Below are 4,679 nucleotides of genomic sequence, written 5' to 3' on the forward strand. Positions count from 1 at the left end.
GCGGTAGAAATACTACAAACGGATGTAGTAGTGAATTTATCACAATTTAAATGACAACTTGCAAGTCGCACACTATGGGCTCGGCTGACTTCTCACAGTTCGTTGTTACTAGGCTAATGAAACCTCTGTGAGATCTCCACGCTTAAGGTGCACACTCTTTCCTCTCATATATCCGCCACATTTACTCGGTTCCTACAAACGGCAACTTTACGGCTTTGTCTTATTTAGCAGACTTACCAAGCGGAACCTAGCCTCATATGTGATTTCTGTCCGTCGGACCAAGAGTTTGCTTACAGCTTCCTTCAGATTCTACCTTACGATAGACACCCTTGCTGTTCAGCTATACACTTCCTTGTCGCCTAGGCGTGTTCGGGACTTTCACCCGTTAGAGCGCGCCCATGGCGCGCAAACTAAAAATACCCTGCCAGCTTTCACCAGCAGGGTTGATTAGAATTTTTACTTGTAAAGGTCTTCCAGCGTTATCAGCCGAACTTCACCTCGCTCTTGTGCCTGAAGAAGTCCATCTGTGAATCCGCCTTTCGAGAAGATATAGTAGTGATAGTTGTTGCCCTTTCCAAAAACTGAGGCATAATCCCGAATCAAATCGAGTTCATCCACACCGATTTTCTCATTCCGGTATTTGCATGAACCGATGATATAGTCTTTGCCCTCAACAGGAGTTCCGACGATATCAATCTGTATCTGCTTTTTCTTCTTCGGGTCTGTCCCCCACCACTGGCCGATTTCACTCAGCTCAATAGGAAGGCTATCCGAATAATAGAGCAGGTAATCCTGACACATCTTCTCATAAATTAGACCCATGTAATCAGGAAGATACTGCTTTACAGCGTGTGGATAGGTCTTTGCAATTCTGCCAGAGTCAATGGCACTCATATTGATTGGCACAAACCGATACCAGAAACGGAAGAAGTTATCAGCCAGCAGATAGATGGTTTTCTTACCCGGTTTTTCTGTAATCGGTGTTTCTTTCTTCGCAATGCCAAGGTCGATCAGCGTTTTCAGGTACTTCGATACGACCGAGTTTTCCTCGCCGACCTTCATCTTGATATCGTTCATTCGGGAAGCACCTTCTGCAATCGCTTTAATGATTGCATTATAAATGGCCGGCTCCCGGAGTTCCTGCTTCAGTAAGTTCCCCGGTTCCTCATACAGATAGCTGGAGCGGTCAAAGAAATTATCCAACAGAGCTTCATCCACACTATCTCGCACATCCAACTTATTGATATAGTGGGGAACTCCTCCCGTGATCCCATAAATCAGGGAATTGTCTTCTGCAGACAGATTTGGGTGGAACACAGCGGTTTCTTTATAGTCTAGCGGCTCAATCTTAAACTGGCCAGTACGTCTGCCATACAACGGACTTTCCTTTCCAAGCACCTGACTCTCCATGAAGCTCATAGAGGAGCCGCAAAGAATCAGGTACATCTTGGACTCTGTCCATTTGTGGTCGATGATGTGCTGCAGCATCGCTGAAATAGCTGGTTTTGCTTTTGCAAGATAAGGATACTCATCAATGACAAAGACAATCCTCTTTTCCTTTGAAAGTGCTGTCAACTCATCCAAAGCTGCATCATAGGACCTGAACTCCGGTGCAGACTCCATATCCGGCCGCTCAAAACTCATAATCGACTTTGAGAGAGCTTCCAGATTTTCCTTTCCTGTCGTGTTCAATGCAGAAAAGAAAATGGTAGGCTTATCTTTGCAGAACTCGTTGATCAGTGCCGTTTTACCAACACGCCGTCTGCCGTAGATGACAATGCACTCAAACTTATCACCTGCATACCGTTTATTCAGTTTCCGCAGCTCATCCTCACGGCAATAGAATTGACTCATCTGCTCACCTCCAATAATTATACTCGTGAGTTAGTAACTCGTAAGTTACTTCTTTACGAGTATAATAAATCAGATAATCTGCAAAGTCAAGTAAAATAACGATAAGTACATATGTTGCCTTCCATCCTGACCACGATGTCGGCCCTCTGGTTCTTTTGGGATTTCGGCGCTCACTAGCTATCCCTGTTACCTTGCTGTCTACGCTTAGCCTACAGCGTTGCCGCGGCAGACTCAAGACTCGCTTCAAATGCTGTGGTTAGCAGCTTATTTGATGGGGCTTCCACCCACCGGACTATATACCCTTTGCTGGACGCACGGTCAGATCCCAATGTCACTTACCTTAACACTTACACTGTACGTGCTTCATAAAACACTAAATATTTTTCACCTATTGGCTCTTTACTAGCATTACAAGACTGCGCAAAACTCCATTCTAATAAAGCAGCTTTGCCTTGAAGCAAATCATTCCTAAACAGTTTTCGAATTTCAGGAATGTGCTTACTAAGACTATCCAATTCTTCATTACTTATAAAGTTTGCATTTCCAATTATTGATTTATTACCATCTATATCAGTAATTATAGTCACTTCTCTCTCAGAATACGTAACCAAATTCCATAAATCATCTTTTACCGCTTCTATAATTACTTTATCACTTCTTACTTCTAATGTTCCACTTTTATTTGCAATAAAATATGGATAATAGATAACAATTCCATTATTATTCATCTCTTTTAAAAGTTGATCAGCAAATTTTTTTGATACTTTCGATGATTCACCAATAGAACGCGGTAAGTTCAAATCATTTCCACGATATACAGCACTTCTTACAGTCCATAAATATCTATCTTCAAAATTCTCCTTTCCTGTATATTGTTTCCATGGAACAGATGGTAGCTTCATTTCCTTCAATTCCAAAAATCCCATCAATTTATTCATTTTTCAATCACTCTCACATAAATTTTTGTCCTGAAAATTTTTCATAAACAGATATTGCATAGGAATCCATCATACCAGCAATATAATCACAAATCAATCTGTCTTGTAATCTATTAGCATCTACATCCTTTAAATCTTCATATTGCTCCATAATTTCTTTTGCTCTATATTCTGGAGGTAAATACATTCTTTCTTCTGAATATAATTCTTTCAAAAATTTAATTACCTTTCTTCCTTGCTGTTCATAATGATATACATCATCATTGTGATTAATACATCTAAACACAATATCCTTCAATCCATGAATCAATTCTTCATATTTACTAAATCCTAATTCCTCAGTCTGCATTGTATTAGTTTTATTTCTCATGTCATCTGTAACAGGAACCAAGTCAATATCATTTAACGCCAAGTTAATTAATCTTGAAGCTAATTCTTGTCTAAACAATTTAGAATATTGTGTTGAATCAATCTTATTAGTACCATATCCAGCTTTCTTTCGCGCCTCATTAACATTTTCTTCAAAAACAGAATATGATTCAGTCTCTCCATATTTTGCTTTATAATCATGCAATATTTCATCAATTGTAAATGCTTTTACTCTTAATCCATCCTCTAAATCATGCGCTGCATATGCGATTTCATCTGCAATATCCACAATTTGGACGTCTAACGTTCTTACTTTAATTGCATTTTCATCAACGAACTTCTTAAGTAAGTCATAATCTTCATCATAAATAAATTTCTGACTCTTTTTATCATTTTTAAATTTTTCAGCATTAAACTTATTAAAATATTTTACAACACTTAACATACTTCTATATGTTAAGTTCAAGCCTCTAAATTCTGGACGTTTTTTTTCAATATTAGTAAGAATTCTCAATGTCTGTGCATTGCCTTCAAACCCTCCTATATCTTGAAACATTTCATTAAGATATCTCTCTCCCGCATGTCCAAATGGCGGGTTTCCTAAATCATGAGCTAAAGCACCTGCCTCAACTATATAACTTTCACCAGCATCATATTGTATAGTCCCTGCGATAGATCTGGCGATCTGCGCAACTTCCAAGCTATGTGTCAACCTATTTCTAAAAAATTGATCATTTCTTATTCCAAGAAGCTGCATTTTCCCCTGTAAACGTCTAAAAGAAGAAGAATACATTATTCTTGCATAATCTCTCTGAAAAGGACCATCAGGACGATATCTAGACTCTTCGATGTGCACATATGTTTCCATACAGTCCGTCTTCATGGTATTTAATAACGTTCTTTTTATTTTATCCCTTGAAACTTCAAGCGGACTTTTAGACACTTCTTTCATCTTTATATGCTTCCTCCTACATACTTTTCTTTATATCATACTACAAAACGTCCCATATTTCTATAAAACGTTTTGTAAAAATATATGATAGATATTTCTTCATTCAATAGAGAGTTAGAACAGCAGGATTCGAACCTGTGATCTCATGTCTGCGTCTCTATATGTTTCAATCCAATCTATGTTCCAATAAGTACAAGAAATCTGCCTTAATAATGTAACCTGTTTATTAATTTTAAAATTTTCCCAGTTCATATTCCCCCTCAAAAAAACGTTGCGGTATTCCAGATTTTAGAGCCGTTTTATAATCCCGATCCGAATCATAATATATCTGGGTATTATGGTGAGCTCCTCTATCCTCTTTCTTTGGAAGTTGCATATAATCTCCATAACACACTCTCAATATTTTATCATTTTCAGTTGCAACCTGAACTTTTGTATTTTCGTAAGCGCCAAGTATTCCTGCGGATTTTCAAATCCTTAGATTTCCCCTATAATTGCAGCTGATAGATACTTAGATTATTTCACTACAATTATGGAGGATAGGTTATGGCAGGTACTCGCAAGAC

At 38.2% G+C, this 4,679-nt stretch carries 3 protein-coding genes; all 3 read right to left on the minus strand.

The genetic code is table 11. The features are described 5' to 3' along the window. Positions 1-456: 456 nt before the first annotated feature. The 3 genes from I2G42_RS15980 to I2G42_RS15990 all read right to left on the minus strand — a co-directional run bounded on the left by I2G42_RS15980 (position 457) and on the right by I2G42_RS15990 (position 4,113). A complete protein-coding gene (locus I2G42_RS15980; RefSeq protein WP_112483362.1) occupies positions 457-1,854 on the minus strand; it encodes an ATP-binding protein in 1,398 nt (465 codons plus the stop codon). Positions 1,855-2,201: 347 nt separating this feature from the next. Continuing rightward, entirely contained in the window at positions 2,202-2,792 is a 591-nt protein-coding gene (locus tag I2G42_RS15985; protein WP_242998398.1) for a hypothetical protein, read from the minus strand. A 13-nt stretch (positions 2,793-2,805) separates the two neighbouring features. Then, entirely contained in the window at positions 2,806-4,113 is a 1,308-nt protein-coding gene (locus I2G42_RS15990) for a deoxyguanosinetriphosphate triphosphohydrolase family protein (protein ID WP_118659251.1), read from the minus strand. Positions 4,114-4,679 lie beyond the last annotated feature (566 nt).

The organism is Fusicatenibacter saccharivorans, assembly GCF_015557635.1.
Lineage (GTDB): Bacteria > Bacillota > Clostridia > Lachnospirales > Lachnospiraceae > Fusicatenibacter > Fusicatenibacter saccharivorans.

What these genes read in the sequence shown, in the direction of transcription:
- I2G42_RS15980 (WP_112483362.1), bottom strand. Translation starts at nt 1,854, where the DNA reads ATGAGTCAATTCTATTGCCGTGAGGATGAGCTGCGGAAACTGAATAAA.
- I2G42_RS15985 (WP_242998398.1), bottom strand. Translation starts at nt 2,792, where the DNA reads ATGAATAAATTGATGGGATTTTTGGAATTGAAGGAAATGAAGCTACCA.
- I2G42_RS15990 (WP_118659251.1), bottom strand. Translation starts at nt 4,113, where the DNA reads ATGAAAGAAGTGTCTAAAAGTCCGCTTGAAGTTTCAAGGGATAAAATA.